This is a genomic window from Enterobacter sp. 296B2, assembly GCF_034106185.1.
GTDB lineage: Bacteria > Pseudomonadota > Gammaproteobacteria > Enterobacterales > Enterobacteriaceae > Enterobacter > Enterobacter cloacae_N.
In genome coordinates this window covers 1-19,728 of the sequence record NZ_JAWNCA010000019.1, presented here as the reverse complement: position 1 = coordinate 19,728, position 19,728 = coordinate 1, and the positions used below count along the sequence as shown (strand labels likewise).

15 protein-coding genes and 1 rRNA gene are annotated in these 19,728 nt (G+C 56.3%); 6 read left to right on the top strand and 10 right to left on the bottom strand.

What is annotated here, in order from left to right:
• Positions 1-28 precede the first annotated feature (28 nt).
• Positions 29-271: an exopolysaccharide production protein YjbE gene (gene yjbE, locus URZ40_RS14705; RefSeq protein ID WP_013095034.1), complete on the bottom strand. Its 243-nt coding sequence runs from the start codon at positions 269-271 to the stop codon at positions 29-31.
• A gap of 366 nt (positions 272-637) precedes the next feature.
• A complete protein-coding gene (gene pgi, locus URZ40_RS14700; protein ID WP_116343975.1) occupies positions 638-2,287 on the bottom strand; it encodes a glucose-6-phosphate isomerase in 1,650 nt (549 codons plus the stop codon).
• A 374-nt stretch (positions 2,288-2,661) separates the two neighbouring features.
• Here pgi and lysC point away from each other — a divergent pair, with 374 nt between their 5' ends.
• From lysC to URZ40_RS14685, 3 genes are all read left to right on the top strand, one after another.
• Positions 2,662-4,011 carry a lysine-sensitive aspartokinase 3 gene (gene lysC, locus URZ40_RS14695; protein WP_041911575.1) on the top strand — a complete coding sequence of 450 codons (1,350 nt, stop codon included), beginning with the start codon at positions 2,662-2,664 and terminating at the stop codon, positions 4,009-4,011.
• Positions 4,012-4,104: 93 nt separating this feature from the next.
• Positions 4,105-5,049, top strand: a complete 945-nt coding sequence (gene panS, locus URZ40_RS14690) for a ketopantoate/pantoate/pantothenate transporter PanS (RefSeq protein ID WP_320720740.1) — start codon at positions 4,105-4,107, stop codon at positions 5,047-5,049.
• A gap of 50 nt (positions 5,050-5,099) precedes the next feature.
• Positions 5,100-5,372: a DUF3811 domain-containing protein gene (locus URZ40_RS14685; RefSeq protein ID WP_153657269.1), complete on the top strand. Its 273-nt coding sequence runs from the start codon at positions 5,100-5,102 to the stop codon at positions 5,370-5,372.
• On the opposite strand, the gene rluF is transcribed toward URZ40_RS14685, so the two are convergent.
• Positions 5,373-6,245: a 23S rRNA pseudouridine(2604) synthase RluF gene (gene rluF, locus URZ40_RS14680; protein ID WP_047366837.1), complete on the bottom strand. Its 873-nt coding sequence runs from the start codon at positions 6,243-6,245 to the stop codon at positions 5,373-5,375.
• Positions 6,246-6,443: 198 nt separating this feature from the next.
• On the opposite strand from rluF, the gene URZ40_RS14675 reads away from it, so the two are divergent.
• Both URZ40_RS14675 and URZ40_RS14670 read left to right on the top strand, forming a co-directional pair.
• The gene (locus URZ40_RS14675; RefSeq protein ID WP_163330885.1) at positions 6,444-6,746 is read left to right on the top strand and encodes a type II toxin-antitoxin system RelE/ParE family toxin; all 303 of its coding nucleotides are present in this window, start codon (positions 6,444-6,446) and stop codon (positions 6,744-6,746) included.
• A 6-nt stretch (positions 6,747-6,752) separates the two neighbouring features.
• Positions 6,753-7,040 carry an addiction module antidote protein gene (locus tag URZ40_RS14670; RefSeq protein ID WP_163330884.1) on the top strand — a complete coding sequence of 96 codons (288 nt, stop codon included), beginning with the start codon at positions 6,753-6,755 and terminating at the stop codon, positions 7,038-7,040.
• Here URZ40_RS14670 and URZ40_RS14665 read toward each other — a convergent pair.
• Together URZ40_RS14665 and metH are read right to left on the bottom strand one after the other, a co-directional pair.
• On the bottom strand, positions 7,037-8,668 hold the full coding sequence (locus URZ40_RS14665) for a Na/Pi cotransporter family protein (protein WP_316380638.1): 1,632 nt from the start codon (positions 8,666-8,668) through the stop codon (positions 7,037-7,039). The genes URZ40_RS14670 and URZ40_RS14665 overlap by 4 nt on opposite strands.
• A 113-nt stretch (positions 8,669-8,781) precedes the next feature.
• Positions 8,782-12,465, bottom strand: a complete 3,684-nt coding sequence (gene metH / locus URZ40_RS14660; protein ID WP_320720739.1) for a methionine synthase — start codon at positions 12,463-12,465, stop codon at positions 8,782-8,784.
• A gap of 193 nt (positions 12,466-12,658) precedes the next feature.
• Here metH and iclR point away from each other — a divergent pair, with 193 nt between their 5' ends.
• Positions 12,659-13,486 carry a glyoxylate bypass operon transcriptional repressor IclR gene (gene iclR, locus URZ40_RS14655; RefSeq protein WP_125915538.1) on the top strand — a complete coding sequence of 276 codons (828 nt, stop codon included), beginning with the start codon at positions 12,659-12,661 and terminating at the stop codon, positions 13,484-13,486.
• A 22-nt stretch (positions 13,487-13,508) separates the two neighbouring features.
• Here iclR and aceK read toward each other — a convergent pair whose 3' ends face one another.
• The 5 genes from aceK to rrf form a co-directional block, all read right to left on the bottom strand.
• Complete coding sequence (gene aceK / locus URZ40_RS14650) at positions 13,509-15,260, bottom strand: bifunctional isocitrate dehydrogenase kinase/phosphatase (protein ID WP_320720738.1); 1,752 nt, start codon at positions 15,258-15,260, stop codon at positions 13,509-13,511.
• A 48-nt stretch (positions 15,261-15,308) separates the two neighbouring features.
• Complete coding sequence (aceA, locus tag URZ40_RS14645; protein WP_320720737.1) at positions 15,309-16,613, bottom strand: isocitrate lyase; 1,305 nt, start codon at positions 16,611-16,613, stop codon at positions 15,309-15,311.
• A 31-nt stretch (positions 16,614-16,644) separates the two neighbouring features.
• A complete protein-coding gene (aceB, locus tag URZ40_RS14640) occupies positions 16,645-18,246 on the bottom strand; it encodes a malate synthase A (RefSeq protein WP_163330881.1) in 1,602 nt (533 codons plus the stop codon).
• 270 nt (positions 18,247-18,516) lie between these two features.
• Positions 18,517-19,446, bottom strand: a complete 930-nt coding sequence (gene metA / locus URZ40_RS14635) for a homoserine O-succinyltransferase (RefSeq protein ID WP_023334115.1) — start codon at positions 19,444-19,446, stop codon at positions 18,517-18,519.
• Positions 19,447-19,623: 177 nt separating this feature from the next.
• Positions 19,624-19,728 (bottom strand): 5S ribosomal RNA (gene rrf, locus URZ40_RS14630); the annotation flags it as partial.

Sequence of the window (19,728 nt, the reverse complement as noted above, 5' to 3'; positions counted from 1 at the left end):
AGTGTGGTTATGATTAAAACACCCGGTATTACTGGGTGCTGGTTGTCGTAGTGGTCGTGGTTCCGGTATTGGAGCCATCACCGCCACCGGTTGCCGCCAGCGCGACACCCACGGCTGAACTTACGGTGCTGGTGCTGGCTGCGGTAGAACTTCCCGCAGACGCAGACGTCGCTGCCGACCCTGCTGCTTCCCCGACCTGGACCGGAGCTGCATAGACAGAGGTCGCCGCAAGTGCAGATATGGCAAAAATGCCATACAGTACTTTCTTCATAACAATTTCCCTTCAATGAATGAATGGAGATTTGCCCGAAAAGAAATTCAGGCGGAATCGAGTATACACAACTACAGCAGTGGGTTTACCGTGGGGGGAAATAGGGGAGTGGTTTTCGGACTAATGGATAAAACAGAAAAGAAAAACAAAATATTAAAATAAATTAACAATTAAAATCAATAAGTTATAATATAATTTTATTATCTTACTTCTGCGTATTTTCTTAAAATAAACCGCAGCAATTAGCAGGTTAAGCGCCTTTTTCAGATTAAACTCAGAGTCAGAATTTGAGTTAACTAACAGACATCAGGAATTATCCGATAAAAAAATGCCGGCATATCGCCGGCATTTTTCATGACATATTAATTACGCACGCCATGCTTTATAACGGTTAATCAAACCATTGGTGGAGCTGTCGTGGCTGTCGATCACTTTATCGTCACCCAGCTCTGGCAGAATACGGTTTGCCAGCTGTTTGCCCAGCTCAACGCCCCACTGGTCAAAGGTGAAGATGTTCAGAATAGCGCCCTGAGTGAAGATCTTGTGCTCGTACAGCGCAATCAGCGCGCCCAGGCTGAATGGCGTGATTTCACGCAGCAGGATGGAGTTGGTTGGACGGTTGCCTTCGAACACTTTGAACGGCACAACGTGCTCCAGCGTGGCCGGATCTTTACCCTGGTCACGGTATTCCTGCTCTACCACCTCGCGGGATTTACCGAACGCCAACGCTTCTGTCTGTGCGAAGAAGTTAGACAGCAGCTTTGGATGGTGGTCGGACAGCGGGTTGTGTGTAATCGCCGGCGCGATGAAATCGCACGGTACCATTTTGGTGCCCTGGTGAATCAGCTGGTAGAACGCGTGCTGACCGTTGGTACCCGGCTCGCCCCAGATGATTGGTCCAGTCTGGTAATCCACCGCGTTGCCGTTACGGTCAACGTACTTACCGTTGGATTCCATGTTCCCCTGCTGGAAGTAGGCCGCAAAGCGGTGCATGTACTGGTCGTACGGCAGAATTGCTTCGGTTTCAGCGCCGAAGAAGTTGTTGTACCAGATCCCAATCAGCGCCAGCAGCACCGGCAGGTTTTTCTCAGGTGCAGTGGTGGAGAAGTGTTTGTCCATTGCGTGCGCGCCAGAGAGCAGCTCAACGAAGTTGTCGAAGCCCACGGACAGGATGATGGACAGGCCGATTGCAGACCACAGAGAGTAGCGGCCACCAACCCAGTCCCAGAACTCGAACATATTCGCGGTGTCGATACCGAACTCGCTGACGGCTTTACCGTTGGTGGACAGCGCCGCGAAGTGTTTCGCCACGTGCTTGTTGTCGCCCGCGGTTTTCAGGAACCAATCGCGCGCGCTGTGGGCGTTGGTCATGGTTTCCTGAGTAGTGAAGGTTTTGGACGCCACCAGGAACAGGGTGGTTTCCGGATTTACGTTCTTCAGCACTTCGGCGATGTGGGTACCATCGACGTTAGAGACAAAGTGCATGTTGAGGTGGTTTTTGTACGGACGCAGCGCTTCGGTCACCATGAACGGACCGAGGTCAGAGCCGCCGATACCGATGTTAACAACATCCGTAATTGCTTTGCCGGTGTAACCTTTCCACTGACCTGAGATGATCGCTTCGGAGAAGGTTTTCATCTTTTCCAGCACCGCGTTTACTTCCGGCATCACATCTTTGCCGTCAACGATGATTGGCGTATTGCTACGGTTACGCAGGGCCACGTGCAGCACGGCACGGTCTTCGGTGCGGTTGATCTTTTCGCCGGAGAACATGGATTTGATGGCGTCGGCAAGCTCAGTCTCTTTTGCCAGATCCTGCAGTTTTGCCAGCGTCTCTTCGGTAATGCGGTTCTTGGAGAAATCCACCAGCATCAGGTCATCGAAGGTCGCGGAGAACTTAGTGAAACGATCGGCATCTTTCGCGAACAGATCCGCGATGGTGACGTCCTTCATTTCATCAAAATGTTTCTGTAGTGCCTGCCAGGCAGCGGTCTGCGTTGGGTTGATGTTTTTCATTAGCAATACTCTTCTGATTTGAGAATTGTGACTGCGGTCGATTGTAGCGCCTGCAAATAAAAATTGTGATGGTTTTTATGCCATTGCCCTGGCCTGTATCAAACACAGGTGAAAAGACCCGAAAAGTATAGCTGCTGAAGAGCCCTCCCGGGGCGGCGAAATGTTGGTCAAAACAGGGTAAAATGGAGCATAAAATATGGCCCTGTTATAAGTCCTGTTTCTCAGGGGTACCCCCCCATAAAAAATCCGCATAATCCCAGCATTGACAGGACCTCCCCCACATTTTATTTATAGGGCCGTATTTTGCGCCTGCACCTGTTTTCGTTTCACTCTTGTGCCAAGGTCGCTTATTCATTCCCTGACACGAGGTTGTTATGACGAGTTTTGTGGTCGCCAAGTTTGGCGGCACCAGTGTGGCCGATTACGATGCCATGAACCGCAGCGCCGATGTGGTGCTGGCCGATCCGAATACCCGCCTGGTGGTGCTCTCTGCATCTGCCGGCGTGACGAACCTGCTGGTTTCTCTGTCTGAAGGACTGGAAGCGACAGAACGTTTCGTAAAGCTGGATGCACTGCGCAAAATTCAGTTCGACATCCTTGAACGTCTGCAGAATCCAAACGTGATCCGCGAAGAAGTGGAACGCCTGCTGGAAAATATCACCACCCTGGCAGAAGCGGCGTCTCTGGCCACCTCTACCGCCCTGACCGATGAACTGGTCAGCCACGGTGAATTGATGTCTACCCTGCTGTTCGTTGAAATCATGCGCGAGCGTAACGTTCAGGCGCAGTGGTTTGACGTGCGTAAAGTGATGCGTACCAGCGATCGTTTTGGCCGCGCCGAACCGGACGTTGAGATGTTGGCCGAGCTCACAAACCAGCAGCTGGCTCCGCGCCTGGCAGAAGGCATGGTGATCACCCAGGGCTTTATCGGCAGCGAAGCGAAAGGACGCACGACAACGCTTGGCCGTGGCGGCAGCGACTACACCGCCGCGCTGCTGGGCGAGGCCCTGCATGCAACGCGCGTGGATATCTGGACTGACGTGCCGGGTATTTACACCACCGATCCGCGCGTCGTTTCCGCGGCGAAACGTATTGATGTGATCGCCTTTGAAGAAGCGGCGGAAATGGCCACCTTCGGCGCGAAAGTGCTTCATCCGGCAACGCTGCTGCCCGCCGTGCGCAGCGATATTCCGGTCTTCGTTGGCTCCAGTAAAGATCCAAAAGCGGGCGGGACGCTGGTCTGCAAGAAAACCGAGAACCCGCCGCTGTTCCGCGCCCTGGCCCTGCGCCGTCGCCAGACGCTGGTGACGCTGCACAGCCATAATATGCTCCACTCCCGCGGTTTCCTGGCGGAAGTGTTTGGCATTCTGGCGCGCCATAACATCTCTGTAGATTTGATTACCACCTCCGAAGTGAGCATTGCGCTGACGCTGGACACCACTGGCTCCACCTCGACCGGCGACACCCTGCTGACGCAGTCGCTGCTGATTGAGCTGTCTGAACTGTGCCGCGTGGAGGTGGAAGAAGACCTGGCGCTGGTGGCCATCATCGGTAACAAGCTGTCGCGCGCCTGCGGCGTGGGCAAAGAGGTGTTCGGCGTGCTCGACCCGTTCAACATCCGTATGATCTGCTACGGTGCCTCCAGCTACAACCTCTGCTTCCTGGTCCCTGCCGATCAGGCCGAGCAGGTGGTGCAGAAACTTCATCAGAATTTGTTTGAATAAAATTCGTTAGCACGATAAACAATACCTATAAGCCGGGCACAGACCCGGCTTTTTTATAACTAAACAACACGACAATACTGCAAGGAATTCACTATGTTATCCGCTATCACCCGGCTGTTCCCGCTATGGGCGCTGCTGCTCTCGGTACTCGCTTATTACACGCCCACCACGTTCACCGGCATTGGCCCGTGGGTCACCACGCTGCTGATGCTGATTATGTTCGGCATGGGCGTGCACCTGAAAATCGACGATTTTAAACGCGTGCTGTCGCGCCCGGCGCCGGTGGCCGCAGGGATCTTCCTGCACTACCTGGTGATGCCGCTCGCGGCCTGGCTGCTGGCGATGGCCTTTAAGATGCCGCCCGATCTCTCCGCCGGGATGGTGCTGGTGGGCAGCGTCGCCAGCGGTACGGCATCTAACGTGATGATCTATCTTGCGAAAGGTGATGTGGCGCTCTCCGTTACCATCTCTTCCGTTTCCACGCTGGTGGGCGTGATTGCCACGCCGCTGTTAACCCGCCTGTACGTGGATGCGCATATTCAGGTGGACGTGATGGGCATGCTGCTCAGCATTCTGCAGATAGTAGTAATCCCGATTGCGCTGGGGCTGGTCATTCACCATCTTTTCCCGCGCGTAGTGAAGGCCGTTGAGCCATACCTGCCCGCGTTTTCGATGGTCTGCATTCTGGCGATCATTAGCGCCGTGGTGGCGGGTTCCGCATCGCACATTGCTTCCGTAGGCATTGTGGTGATCGTCGCCGTGGTGCTGCATAACACGATTGGCCTGCTGGGCGGCTACTGGGGCGGGAAGCTGTTTGGCTTTGACGAGTCCACCTGCCGCACGCTGGCTATCGAGGTAGGCATGCAGAACTCCGGCCTGGCGGCGGCGCTGGGTAAAATTTACTTCTCGCCGCTGGCGGCCCTGCCGGGCGCGCTGTTCTCCGTCTGGCATAATCTCTCCGGCTCGCTGCTGGCGGGCTACTGGTCCGGCAAACCGATTGATGAACAAACGAAAAAAGATGCGGTGAAGCAGGGTTAATTTACGCTGCTTGCTTTACACTGAAGCCTCTCTATCAGGAGGCTTCAGCAATGGCTACACCACGTTTGACCCAGAAAGACATGACGGAAGCGGAGCAGCGTGAACTTAAAACGCTTCTCGACCGCGCCCGCATCGCGCATGGCCGCACGCTGACGAACGCCGAAACCAATCAGGTGAAAAAAGAGTACATCGATAAGCTGATGGCGCAGCGTGACGCCGCGGCCAAAAAAGCCCGCAAGCTGAAAAAAGAGCAGGCTTATAAACCGGATGCAGAGGCGACCTTTTCCTGGTCGGCCAATACCTCTACCCGTGGAAGGCGCTAGTTAGCGCCCTTTCTTTTTACGGCCTGGCTGGGTAAATCGCTTCCCGTTGCCCGGCTTGCCTCGCCCTTTCTCTTCCGCCTGCGGCGCCTTCACCACCGGGCGCTTAATCGCCTGCGTTTTCGGTTTTGCTTTAGCTTTCGGCTTCGCCTCGGACGAGGAGTTCTCGATAAGCTTGAACAGTTCAATCAGCTCGTCATCCGTTAAGTCGCGCCACTCGCCCAGCGGAATACCGGACAGGCTGACGTTCATGATGCGCGTGCGTTCCAGCTTCGTCACTTCATAGCCGAAGTACTCGCACATGCGGCGGATCTGGCGGTTCAGGCCCTGCACCAGCGTAATGCGGAACGCGAACGGTGCTTCTTTCTTAACCTTACACTTCTTCGTGACGGTACCGAGGATCGGCACACCGGCGCCCATGCCGCGAATAAATTCGTCCGTGACCGGCTTATTTACCGTCACAATGTACTCTTTCTCGTGGTCGTTACCGGCACGCAGGATTTTGTTGACCAGATCGCCGTGATTGGTGAGGAAAATCAGCCCCTGAGAGTCTTTATCCAGACGGCCAATCGGGAAGATGCGGCTGCTGTGGTTCACGAAATCAACGATGTTGTCCCGCTCGCCGTCTTCCGTGGTGCTGACAATCCCAACCGGTTTGTTCAACGCGATAAACACCAGGTCTTCTGCATCACGCGGTTCGATGAGCTGACCATTCACTTTAACCACATCGCCAGGGACCACCTGATCGCCGATGGTGGCGCGTTTGCCGTTAAGAAACACGTTACCTTGTTCAATGTAACGGTCAGCCTCGCGACGTGAGCAGATCCCGCTCTCGCTAATGTATTTGTTTAATCGGGTTGATTGAGTTGGCAGCATAGTTTCTCCTGTGAAGGGCGAAATATACCTTAGGTTTGGGCCGAAAAAAAAGATTAGCTGAAGGTAACTGAAGCGGGTTTTTTAGTTTGCGAGACGCTTTCAGGATTTAGCGTCAGGCCATTTATCCTTGTGCTAACTCCTTTTAGTTTTACTCTCCAGAAACAATTAATTTGTAGTTTATAAATTACAGGGAGTAATATGAAGGAGATTGTTCAGACAGAATCCTTCCAACGCTGGGAGCAAAACTTAAAAGATCGGCGAGCGAAGACCATTATCGCTTCCCGCCTCTTTCGGTTGGCAAATGGTTTAGCGGGCGACATTAAACCCGTTGGGGAAGGTATAAGTGAGCTGAGGATCCACTATGGTCCAGGCTACAGAATTTATTTTAAAGACCAGGGCAATTGCATCATCGTGCTGTTATGTGGTGGTGACAAAAGCAGCCAGGCCAGAGACATACATGTGGCAAAAATGCTGAGCAATGTATCCCAATGGCAGGAGTGAATGAGCATGCATAAATTAACATCCTACGATCCAGCAAACGCGCTGGTGGATGACGAGGAAATCGCCGTATTTATGGCTGATGCATTAGAAACTGGCGACTCAGCGTATATTGCTAAAGCGCTGGGCGTCATCGCGCGCGCGAAAGGAATGTCGACCATTTCACAGCAAACGGGTCTATCACGAGAACAACTGTATCGATCGTTCAGTGAGAAAGGAAACCCAACGCTTAAAACCACTCTGGCGGTCATGAAAGCATTGGGTCTTGGGCTAACAATCAAACATGCCGGAGATTAATACTCACCCCGCTCGTCGTCTTCATCCGGCTGCTCCATCACGCTGTACGCCACCGCGCAGAACAACGAGTTGAGACGCTTCATATCCCCGAGCAGCCCCAGATGCAGCGAACTGGTTTCGATGCTCTGCACGTTCTGCTGGTGCAGACGCTCAACGTGGGCGTGCGAATAGCGGCGGTTGAGGATGCGGAAACGATGCTTGTTGCGGCGCAGGCGGCGAGCGCTCGGTACGTCGCTGGAGAAGAAGACCGACATCGCCAGCTTGAGGTTGCTCACCAGTTGTTCGTGGAGCGCTTCCAGCTCCTTCAGCCCTTCAACGGAGAACGCCCGACGCGCGGCCAGCGATTTATCGGCGATTTCGCTGCCCATACGCTCGACGATATCCGAGGCCTGCTCGAGGTTGAGCGACATCTCGATGATTTCCGCCCACCGGCGGGATTCCTCCTCCGCCAGCTCGTCCTGCGGGATACGCGCCAGATAGAGCTTGATGGCGGTATACAGCACGTTGATGTCGTCCGCCAGCCTGCGCAGCTCCTTCTCCTCGCGCGGCTCGCCGTGCATCACCTTTTTCAGCCCTTCGAGCATGGTTTCCATCGCGTCGCCCATGCGCAGCGTTTCGCGGGCGGCGTTAGCGATAGCCAACGCGGGGGTATCCAGCACGGAAGTATCCAGATGCTTCGGCTTAAGGCGCGCGTCCAGCTCCGGTTCGTCGCTGATAAGCCTCTCGCAGAAGCGGGCCATCGGTGCGGCAAACGGCACCATCGCCAGACAGCGCACCAGGTTATAGAACACGTGGAAGTAGATCACCAGCTCCGCTTTCGGCAGGGGGAGGTTGTCCATCAGGTTCGCCAGCGGGTGTACAAACGGCAGAATAATCAGGCTGCCCACCAGCTTAAACAGCAGGCTCCCGAGCGCCACGCGACGTGCAGCGGCATTGGCGGCGCTGTTGTTGAGCATTGCCAGCAGGCCAGAGCCGAGGTTAGCGCCTATCACCAGACACAGCGCTACCGGGAAGGAGATCGCGCCTGCTGCGGTGAGCGTGGCCGTCAGCAGCACGGCTGCCAGGCTGGAGTAGCTGATGATGGCAAACACTGCCCCGATCAGCGCATCCAGCATGATGTCACCTGTCAGCGAGGCGAAGATCACCTGCACGCCGTTCGCCTGGGTGATAGGCGTCACCGCCTGCACGATCAGCTCCAGCGCCAGCAGGATGAGACCGAGGCCAATGCCGACGCGTCCGAGCTGCCCGGCACGCGTCTGCTTGCGGCCAAGGAAGAAAATGACGCCAATAAAAATCAGCAGCGGCGACAGCCACGAGAGGTCAAAGGTCAGGATACGCGCCATCAGCGCGGTGCCGACGTCAGCGCCCAGCACGATCACCAGCGCCGGGGCGAGCGCGACCAGATCCTGCGCCACGAACGAGGTGACGAGCATGGTGGTGGCATTGCTGCTTTGCACCAGCGCCGTCACGCCGATACCCGCGCAGAAGGCGAGCGGCTTCTTCTCAACGCTGCCGCTGAGAACGGTACGTAAGCGCGCGCCAAACACGCGCATCACGCCGGTGCGGACAATATGGGTGCCCCATACGAGCAGTGCGACTGCCGAAAGCAAATGTAACAACGTCAGCACGGAAGTGGGTTCTCCTTATCGTTATAGATTTTATGATTAAGTATAAGGGTTTAAACGTAAGAAAGAGACAGGGCACCGTTGAGGTGCCCTGTTTGTTGTAAGGAAAAGTGACGTTAGTCCGCGTCGTAGCCCAGATTCGGCGCCAGCCAGCGCTCGACGTCTGACACGCTCATGCCTTTGCGCAGGGCGTAATCTTCGATCTGATCCCGCTGCAGTTGCGCCACGGCGAAGTACTTGCTGTCCGGATGGCTAAAGTACCAGCCGGACACGGACGCGCCCGGCCACATGGCGAACGACTCGGTGAGCTTCATGCCGGTATGGGCTTCTACGTCCAGCAGTTTCCAGATGGTGCCTTTTTCGGTGTGCTCCGGGCAGGCCGGATAGCCCGGCGCAGGGCGAATGCCCTGGTAGTTTTCGCGGATCAGCTCCTCGTTGCTGAGGTTCTCATTCGCCGCATAGCCCCAGTGCACCTTGCGCACGCGCTCGTGGAGGTACTCGGCGAACGCTTCCGCCAGGCGATCGGCAATCGCTTTCACCATGATTTTGTTGTAATCATCGTGCTGCGCTTCGAACGCGTCCGCCAGGGCGTCTTCTTCCAGCCCGCCGGTTACCGCAAACGCACCGATATAGTCGGCTTTCCCGCTCAGCTTCGGCGCGACGAAATCCGCCAGGCAGTAGTTGGCAAAGCCCACTTTTTCGGTTTGCTGGCGCAGATGGCGGCTGACCGCCAGCACGTGGGTGCGGGTTTCATCGCGGTAGATTTCCACGTCATCGCCCACGCGGTTCGCCGGGAACAGGCCCACCACGCCGCGCGGGTTGAGGGTTTTCTCTGCGCTCAGCGTGTCGAGCATGTCGTTGGCATCTTTAAACAGGCGCTTCGCCTCCTCGCCTACCACCTCATCTTCCAGGATGCGCGGATATTTGCCCGCCAACGACCAGGTCATAAAGAACGGCGTCCAGTCGATGTAGTTACGCAGCGTTTCGATGCTGGCCGTCACGTCCTGCACACCCAGACGGTGCGCGACCGGTGGCGTATAGCTGGACCAGTCAAAGGCCAGATCGTTATCGCGCGCCGCCTGAAGTGAAACAGGCGGGGTGCGCGGTTTCTTACGTCCGTGCTGGATGCGGACGGTTTCGTACTCTTTGCGGGTGCGCGCCACAAAGTCGTCGCGCTGGGCGTCGGAGAGCAGCGCGGAGACCACGCCCACCGTGCGCGAGGCGTTCTGCACGTAGACCGTCGGGCCGCTGTAGTTCTGCTCGATTTTCACCGCCGTGTGCGCTTTCGAGGTGGTCGCCCCGCCAATCAATAACGGAATGGTGAAGCCCTGACGCTCCATCTCCTTAGCCACGTTGACCATCTCGTCCAGCGACGGGGTGATCAGCCCGGAGAGACCAATCAGGTCGGCGTTCACTTCGCGCGCGGTCTTAAGAATTTTATCCGCCGGGACCATCACGCCAAGGTCGATAATTTCGTAGTTATTACACTGCAGCACCACGCCGACGATATTTTTGCCGATGTCGTGCACGTCACCCTTCACGGTGGCGATAACCATTTTACCGTTGCTGGAGCCTTTCTCTTTGCTGGCTTCGATAAACGGTTCCAGATAGGCGACGGCCTGCTTCATGACGCGGGCGGATTTCACCACCTGCGGCAGGAACATTTTGCCCTCGCCGAAGAGATCGCCGACCACGTTCATGCCGTCCATCAGCGGGCCTTCAATCACTTCAATCGGACGGGCTGCCTGCTGACGCGCTTCCTCGGTATCCTGCTCAATGAACTCGGTAATCCCTTTCACCAGCGAGTATTCCAGACGCTTTTTCACGTCCCAGGAGCGCCATTCGGCCTGCTGAACGTTGGCTGCGTCATCCGACTTGCTGCCACGGTATTTTTCGGCCAAATCCAGCAACCGCTCGGTCGCGTCGTCGCGGCGGTTAAGGATCACGTCCTCGACGGCGTCGCGCAACTCGGCAGGGAGGTCGTCATAAATCGCCAGCTGTCCGGCGTTGACGATCCCCATGTCCATCCCGTTGCGGATGGCGTAATAGAGGAACACGGCGTGGATCGCTTCTCGCACCGGATCGTTGCCGCGGAAGGAGAACGACACGTTCGACACGCCGCCGGAGATCAGCGCATGTGGCAGCTCGCGTTTAATATCTTCACACGCCCCGATAAAGTCCTGGGCGTAGTTATTGTGCTCTTCAATCCCGGTCGCGACGGCGAAGATGTTCGGGTCAAAGATGATGTCTTCCGGCGGGAAGCCCACCTCTTCGGTCAAAATATTGTACGCGCGGCGGCAAATCTCGATTTTGCGCTCGCGGGTATCCGCCTGGCCCACTTCGTCAAAGGCCATCACCACCACGGCGGCACCGTAGCGGCGGACCATCTTCGCGTGGTGGATAAAGATATCAACGCCTTCTTTCATCGAGATAGAGTTGACGATGCCTTTACCCTGAATGCACTTCAGCCCTTTTTCGATGACTTCCCACTTGGAGGAGTCGATCATGATCGGCACGCGGGCGATGTCCGGCTCACCGGCGATCAGGTTGAGGAAACGCACCATCGCCGCTTCGGCGTCGAGCATCCCCTCGTCCATGTTGATATCGATAATCTGTGCGCCGCTTTCCACCTGCTGGCGGGCAACGTCCAGCGCCTCGCTGTACTTCTCTTCTTTGATCAGACGCTTGAACTTTGCAGACCCGGTGACGTTAGTACGTTCACCCACGTTCACAAACAGGCTGTCGTCGCCGATGGTCAACGGCTCCAGGCCGGACAGACGACAGGCAACGGGAAGCTCGGGCAGCTTGCGTGGCGGAAGACCCGCTACCGCATGGCTCATGGCGGCGATGTGCTCCGGCGTGGTGCCGCAGCAGCCGCCGACGATATTCAGGAAGCCAGACTCGGCCCACTCGCGGATTTGCGCCGCCATAGTGTCGGCATCCAGATCGTATTCACCGAACGCGTTCGGCAGACCAGCGTTCGGGTGCGCGGTGACGTAGCATTCCGCGATGCGCGAAAGCTCCTGCACGTACTGGCGCAGTTCGTCCGGCCCCAGCGCGCAGTTCAGGCCGAAGGAGAGCGCTTCAGCGTGACGCAGTGAGTTATAAAACGCTTCGGTTGTCTGGCCGGACAGGGTGCGGCCGGAGGCGTCGGTGATGGTGCCGGAAATCATGATCGGCAGGTCAACGCCCAGCGCCTCGAACTCCTCTTTCACCGCGTAAATCGCGGCCTTGGCGTTGAGGGTGTCGAATACGGTTTCAATCAGGATCAGGTCGGAGCCGCCTTCCACCAGCGCTTTGGTCGATTCGCGGTAGGCGGCAACCAGCTGGTCAAAGGTGATGTTGCGAAACGCCGGGTCATTGACGTCCGGTGAAATCGACGCAGTGCGGTTCGTCGGGCCCAGCACCCCGGCAACGTAGCGCGGCTTATCCGGCGTGCGGGCCGTCCACTCGTCGGCGCAGGCGCGCGCCAGCTTCGCGGCTTCAAAGTTGATCTCCGCCGACAGGGATTCCATCTGGTAATCCGCCATGGCGATGGTTGTCGAGTTGAAGGTGTTGGTTTCAACGATATCCGCACCCGCTTCGAAGTAGGCGTTGTGGATATCCTTAATCACGGACGGCTTGCTGAGCACCAGCAGGTCGTTGTTCCCTTTGAGGTCGCAGGGCCAGTCGGCAAAGCGCTCGCCGCGGAAATCGTCTTCACTCAGACGATAGCCCTGGATCATGGTGCCCATGCCGCCGTCCAGCACCAGAATTCGTTCATTTAACTGCGCACGCAGTTGCTCTACTTTGCTGCTCACACTTGCTCCCGACAACGCTCAACAAGGCCAAAAGGCTGCGTTCCATACTGGCACAATCTCGCAGGGTGGAAAAGTCACACTGCGGTAACATGAGACATGTTCACCATCACTCCTCCGATCAGTCAGGAAAGCGGTTGCAAATCCACCAAATAAAACGAAAATGATTTCCACGATACAGAAAAAGGAGATCGTCATGGTCGCGACCGTTCCCGCTAAACGCGGCAGAAAACCTGCCGCCACCACTGCCGCACAACCTGGCGGACAGGTTCAGTCGCTCACGCGCGGTTTGAAGCTGCTGGAATGGATAGCCGAGTCGCACGGCAGCGTAGCCCTGACGGAGCTGGCCCAGCAGGCTGGCCTGCCGAACTCCACCACGCACCGCCTGCTGACCACCATGCAGCAGTTGGGCTTTGTCCGCCAGGTAGGCGAGCTGGGGCACTGGGCGGTGGGCGCACACGCGTTTATCGTGGGCAGCAGCTTCCTGCAGAGCCGTAACCTGCTGGCGATTGTGCATCCGATTCTGCGCAAGCTGATGGAGGAGTCCGGCGAGACGGTGAACCTGGCGGTGCTGGACCAGAGCGACCATCAGGCGATTATCATCGACCAGGTGCAGTGTACGCAGTTGATGCGTATGTCCGCACCGATTGGCGGCAAACTGCCGATGCACGCGTCCGGCGCAGGGAAAGCGTTTCTCTCGCAGCTGAGCGAAGAGCAGGTGACGGGGCTGCTGCACCGCAAAGGTCTGCACGCCTACACCCACGCCACGCTGGTGTCGCCGGTGCATCTGAAAGAAGATCTGGCGTTAACCCGCAAGCGCGGCTATTCGTTTGATGATGAAGAACATGCCCTGGGCCTGCGCTGCCTGGCATCCTGCATTTTTGACGAGCACCGCGAGCCGTTCGCCGCGATCTCCATCTCTGGCCCCATCTCACGTATGACCGACGACCGCGTGACCGAGCTGGGCGCGCTGGTGATTAAGGCGGCGAAAGAGGTGACGCTGGCGTACGGTGGGATTCGTTAAGATTGAGTGCGGCCTGATGCCCTCACCCCGGCCCTCTCCCACAGGGAGAGGGAGAAAACCGGATGCAAAACCGCTGCTTGCGGCGGTAGGCATACACATCTTCCACGTGCCCATTTTTGATCCGCGTTTGCAGCCCGCGCCAGTAGCTGGCGCGGAACAGATCCTCATGCATCTCTTCAAATAGCGGGCCGATGCGCGGGTCGGCACACAGCCAGTGGCGAAACTCTTCAGGAAACACATCTCCCGGTGAAACGCTGTACCACGGCTCGCTGGAGAGCTCATCCTCCGGGTAACGTGGTGCTGGGATATCGCGGAAGTTCACTTCGGTCATGTAGCAAATTTCGTCGTAATCGTAGAACACTACCCGCCCGTGCCGGGTGACGCCGAAGTTTTTAAACAGCATGTCGCCCGGGAAAATATTGGCGGCGGCCAGCTGGCGAATCGCGTTGCCGTATTCTTCAATGGCATCCCGCAGCGCCTGACCGTCGGACTGCTCAAGCCAGATATTTAGCGGCACCATGCGGCGCTCAATGTAGAGATGGCTTATCACAATTTTGTCACCCAGATCGGTAATTTTCGCGGGCGCTTCCTGCATCAAAAGCGTCATCAGCGCCGGGTCGATCTGCTGTTTATCCAGCACAAAGTTTTCGAACTCCTGGGTATCCGCCATGCGCCCGACGCGGTCGTGCTCTTTAACCAGCTGATAGCAGGCGCGGACGTGCGCGGCGCTCATCTCTTTCTGCGGCGCGAATCTGTCTTTTATCACCTTAAAGACCCGGTCAAAACCCGGAAGCGTGAAGACCAGCATCACCATACCGCGAATGCCGGGCGCTTCGATAAACTGCTCATCGGCCGTGGTGACGTAGCGCAAGTATTCCCGGTAGCTTTCCGTTTTGGCGTGCTTCTGGCAGCCAATCGCCATATACAGCTCGGCGGTGGTTTTACCGGGCAGGATCTCGCGCAGCCACTCCACAAGGGCGGCAGGCAGCGGGGCGTATACCATGAAATAGGAGCGGGCGAAGCCAAACACGATGCTGGCCTCGGCGCTGGTAGTCAGGCAGGTATCGACAAACAGTTCCCCGTTGTCGGTACGGTGGATCGGTAACAGAAACGGCACGATGGCCGTCGGCGTAACCAATTTGCCCACCAGCCAGGCGGCTTTATTACGGTAGAAAAGCTCGTTGGCAACCTGCAAATGGCTACGGCTAAGCACCGCCTCGCCGAAGGTTTCATTGAGATGCGCGTGGATATAGCCGATATCCCGGGTTTTATTCTCCCAGGGCAGGCGCAGCGGCAAATCGGTTAATACGCGGTGCAGGAGCTTTTCCCATCCGCGATCGGGAAAGAAGTCTTTCGCCAGCGGACGCGGAATGGAACGAAAGCGTCGCTCCGGCTGGGAGCTAAAAATAAATAACCGCTCAGGAGATAACGAGCGGTGGTCAAATAACCGGCAATAGACGGAGTTGAAAAAGCTCTCCGCAATCTCGAAGCGAGGGTAGTCGGGTAACAGATGGGTGTAATGCTCTTTCACGCGCAGTAAAAATTCCGCGTCCGGGCTTTTACCGTCGGTAATACAGCGCAGCTGCTCCACCACCAGACCCACGTGGTGGTCATAAAGATGGATACGCTGCTTCATGGCCTGCTGAACCGCATGCCAGTCTGCATGTTCGAAGCGCTGCTGCGCGCCGGATGTCACTTCAAGAAAACGACCATACTGGGCATCGAAGCCCTGCAAAATAGTTTGGGCAATCAGTAATTCCAGGCCACGCGACATATATTCCCCTTACCCAACCCTCTCCCCGGAGGGGAGAGGGGGAAAAGATTAGAACTGTGCTTCTTCCGTTGAACCCGTTAAGGCGGTGACGGAGGAGGTGCCGCCCTGAATAATCGTGGTCACATTATCAAAGTAGCCGGTGCCCACCTCCTGCTGGTGAGACACGAAGGTGTAGCCGTCTTTACCCGCGGCAAACTCCGGCTGCTGCACCTTCTCAACGTAGTGCTTCATGCCCTCGCCCTGCGCATAGGCATGCGCCAGGTCGAACATGTTGAACCACATGCTGTGGATGCCTGCCAGGGTGATGAACTGGTATTTGTAGCCCATGTCGGACAGCTGCTGCTGGAAGCTGGCGATGGTTTTGTCATCCAGCTTTTTCTGCCAGTTGAAGGACGGCGAGCAGTTGTAGGCCAGCAGTTTTCCCGGGAACTTCGCGTGGATGGCGTCGGCAAAGCGTTTTGCCAGCGCCAGATCCGGCGTAGAGGTTTCACACCAGACCAGGTCCGCATAGGGGGCGTACGCCAGGCCGCGGCTGATCGCCTGTTCAATGCCGGCATGGGTGCGGTAGAAGCCTTCGCTGGTGCGCTCGCCGGTAATGAATTCGCTGTCGTACGGGTCGCAGTCAGAGGTGATCAGGTCCGCCGCGTCCGCATCGGTACGGGCAATCACCAGCGTCGGCACGCCGAGCACGTCAGCAGCCAGACGCGCGGCAACCAGCTTCTGAATCGCTTCCTGAGTCGGAACGAGCACCTTACCGCCCATGTGTCCGCATTTTTTCACTGACGCCAGTTGGTCTTCGAAGTGAACGGCCGCTGCACCGGCCTCAATCATCGATTTCATCAGCTCGAAGGCGTTCAGCACACCGCCGAAGCCCGCTTCCGCATCCGCGACGATCGGCAGGAAGTAGTCAGTAAAGCGCGGATCGCCAGGTTCGATACCGGCGGCCCACTGGATCTGATCCGCACGACGGAAGGTATTGTTGATCCGATCCACCACCGACGGCACGGAGTTTGCCGGATAGAGCGACTGATCCGGGTACATGCTGGAGGCCAGGTTGGCGTCCGCCGCGACCTGCCAGCCGGAGAGGTAGATAGCTTCAATACCGGCCTTCGCCTGCTGCAGCGCCTGACCGCCGGTCAGCGCGCCGAGGCTATTGATGTAGCCTTTTTTAGAGCCGGCGTGCAGCAGCTTCCACATTTTCGCCGCACCGTTCTGTGCCAGCGTGCATTCCGGGTTGACCGAGCCGCGTAATTTCACCACTTCCTCCGCGCTGTAAGGACGGCGGATGCCTTCCCAGCGAGGTTGTGTCCACTCTTTCTTTAACTCTTCGATTTGTTGGGTACGGGTTTTCATGTGCAGATGCTCCATATTGTTATGTGGTGAGTTACGCCAGGAAGCGGTAGCCCGGCAGGGTCAGGAAGTCGATTAAGTCATCTGATGTGGTGATTTGCTCCATCAGGCGCGCGGCGTCATCAAAACGTCCGCTGCTGAAGCGGTGCTCACCCAGCTCGTCCTGGATCACCCGCATCTCTTCGGCCAGCATCTGGCGGAACAGCGCTTTTGTCACCGGCTTGCCGTTGCTGAGCGTTTTTTGATGGTGGATCCACTGCCAGATGGAGGTACGAGAGATTTCCGCCGTGGCGGCATCTTCCATCAGGCCGTAGATAGGCACGCAGCCGTTGCCGGAGATCCACGCCTCGATGTACTGGACCGCGACGCGGATATTGGCACGCATGCCCTCTTCCGTACGCTCACCTGCGCATGGCGCCAGCAGCTGTTCTTCAGCCGTTGGGGCATCTTCTTCGCGCGTGACAAACAGCTGGTTTTTGTTATCGCCGAGCACGCGGTTGAAGACCTCCATCGCCGTATCGGCCAGACCCGGATGTGCAATCCACGTGCCGTCGTGACCGTTACGGGCTTCAAGCTCTTTATCGGCTTTCACCTTGTTGAGCACCTGATTATTGCGCTCCGCGTCTTTGCTCGGAATGAATGCCGCCATGCCGCCCATCGCAAAGGCGCCGCGCTTATGGCAGGTTTTGATCAGCAGACGCGAGTAGGCGCTCAGGAACGGTTTATCCATGGTCACAACCTGACGATCCGGCAGCACGCGATCGGGATAATTTTTGAGAGTTTTGATGTAGCTGAAGATATAGTCCCAGCGTCCACAGTTCAGGCCGACAATGTGATCGCGCAGGGCGTGCAGAATTTCATTCATCTGGAATACCGCAGGCAGCGTTTCAATCAGCAGCGTGGCCTTGATGGTGCCGCGCGGCAGGTTGAAACGATCTTCCGCATAGCTGAACACCTCACTCCACCAGGCCGCTTCCTGCCAGGCCTGCGTTTTTGGCAGGTAGAAATAAGGTCCGCTGCCTTTTGCCAGCAGGTTCTTGTAGTTGTGGAAGAAATAGAGTGCGAAATCAAACAGGCTGCCCGGAATGGCTTCCCCACGCCATGTGACATGTTTTTCAGGCAGGTGCAGACCGCGTACGCGACAGATCAGCACCGCCGGATTCGGTTTGAGCTGGTAGATTTTCCCGGCTTCGTTGGTATAGCTGATGGTGCCGTTCACGGCGTCGCGCAGGTTGATCTGCCCGTCGATAACTTTGTTCCAGTCTGGTGCCAGCGAGTCTTCAAAATCGGCCATAAAGACTTTAACGTTGGCGTTCATGGCGTTGATCACCATTTTGCGCTCTACCGGACCGGTGATCTCAACGCGTCGATCCTGTAAATCTTCAGGGATGCCGCGGATTTTCCACTCACCGCGGCGAATGGAAGCGGTTTCCGAAATGAAGCCAGGCAACTTGCCATCGTCAATTTCCTGCTGCTGATGAATGCGCGCCGCCAGCAGCTTATTACGCTGTGGCGTAAAGCGGGTCACCAGTTCAGTCAGAAATTCTACCGCTTCCGCCGTCAACACTTGCTGTTCTTGCTCGCCATACGGCTGGGTAAAGGCCAGTTCATCGACCGTCGTTGCCTGTTGAGTCATTACTCTGCTCCTCATCAAAGATCCAAAATCACGCCCCCGATGCGAACGAAAGATCGTTGGGTAGTTTTCGCTCAGCAGAATTAAGACTATCTATATTTTTTACAAAATCAAAAACAATTTCCATTTTAATTGTTAATCGCAATTAATTTCTTGATTTAATTGGAATTAAAGTTTTATCGAATGATGAGTGATATTTCGGAAATAAAAAAGGCACCCGAAGGTGCCTGATCTGAATAGCTGAAACGCTTTAGGATCGTTTCACGCAGAAGATTACTCCAGCGTCGGATTCATGTGGCGAAGATCGTACGGTGTAATCTGGTAGACGTAATAGTTGAGCCAGTTGGTGAACAGCAAATTTCCGTGGCTGCGCCAGGTCGCTCTCGGTTTGTTTTGCGGATCGTTTTTCGGGAAATAGTTGTACGGCACATCCGGATTAAGGCCCGCCTCGACATCACGGAAATACTCTGACGCAAGGGTATGCGGATCGTACTCAGGATGCCCGGTCACAAAGGCGATACGCTTATCCTTGCTGGCAAACAGGTAGGCATCTCCATCTTCCGTTTCGGCCAGGATCTCCAGATCGGTGTAGTCACGAATCAGCTGGGCCGGGAAATCGGCGTAGCGAGAATGCGGGGCCAGGAAGGAGTCGTCAAACCCGCGCGTCAGCAACGCATGTGGATGAAGAATGTGGTGTTCGTATACGCCAGAGAGCTTTTCAGTGCGGGTCTGTTTGGGAATACCGTAGAGAATGTTGAGTGCAGCCTGTACCGCCCAACAGACAAACAGCGTAGACGTGACGTGATCTTTTGCCCACTCCAGCACCTGTTTGATCTGCGGCCAGTAGGCGACATCGTTAAATTCCACCAGGCCAAGCGGCGCGCCGGTTACAATCAGTCCGTCGAAGTTTTCCCCCTGAATGTCATCGAAGTTACAGTAGAAGTTGTTCAGATGCTCAGAAGGCGTGTTGCGTGACTCACGGGCATCGATCCTCAGCAGCTGGATATCAACCTGCAACGGGGAGTTCGACAGAAGACGCAGGAACTGGTTTTCTGTTTCGATCTTTTTTGGCATCAGATTGAGAATAAGCACCTTCAGCGGGCGAATTTCCTGACCTGTCGCACGCGAAGCCGTCATCACGAAGACGTTTTCTTCACGCAAGAAATTGACGGCTGGTAGCTCGTCCTGCACCCGAATCGGCATAACTTAATATCCTCACAGCATACGTATAAACGTTTAGACATCCAGATAGCTAACGATACCCAGAAACTATCGGAATGTCGAGCCTGCAAGCGTAAGGTGAGAAAGTTTCAGGAAGAGGGGTGAAAAACAAAAGCAAAAAACCCCGCACCTTACGGTACGGGGTTCTTCTTGTTTGATGCCTGGCAGTTCCCTACTCTCACATGGGGAGACCCCACACTACCATCGGCGCTACGGCGTTTCACTTCTGAGTTCGGCATGGGGTCAGGTGGGACCACCGCGCTA